The 419-nt window shown below is 56.8% G+C and carries 1 protein-coding gene; it reads right to left on the minus strand.

What is annotated here, in order from left to right; translation table 11 throughout:
* Window positions 1-20: 20 nt before the first annotated feature.
* Window positions 21-419: transposase (locus HX792_RS30090; RefSeq protein ID WP_176999467.1), on the minus strand; the 399-nt coding region annotated here is incomplete at its 5' end.

A 419-nucleotide genomic window follows, 5' to 3' on the forward strand; every position in this document is an offset into this window, starting at 1 on the left:
TGTAGATACCGTCTTGACCCTCATCGTGCAAGAGCGATGTTTGGGTCAAACGGTACGCCTGACTTGAGCACTCCATAGATCAGATGTAATAGCTTGCGCATCGCCGCGCAGATTATCTGTTTGGGCGCCTTTCCTTTGGCTTTCAGGCGGTCACTGAGTGACTTGATTGCAGGATTCCACCTCATTGCCACCATCGCTGGCATGTACATTCCGCAGCGCAAGCTGGCCGAACCAGTCTTCGATATGGGCGTTGGGCCAAAGTGGGTACCCGATTGATCTATCAGCGGATTCAGTCCTGCAAACGCCACGATAGCCCGAGGACCGCTGTAGTCCAGGGGGTCGCCCAGCTCGGCAAGGACCAACGCGGCGGTCGTCTCTCCCAATCCGTCGATCGACGTGATCAGGTCGCGCTTCTGCCG

It is taken from the genome of Pseudomonas sp. B6002, from assembly GCF_013385985.1.
Classification (GTDB): domain Bacteria; phylum Pseudomonadota; class Gammaproteobacteria; order Pseudomonadales; family Pseudomonadaceae; genus Aquipseudomonas.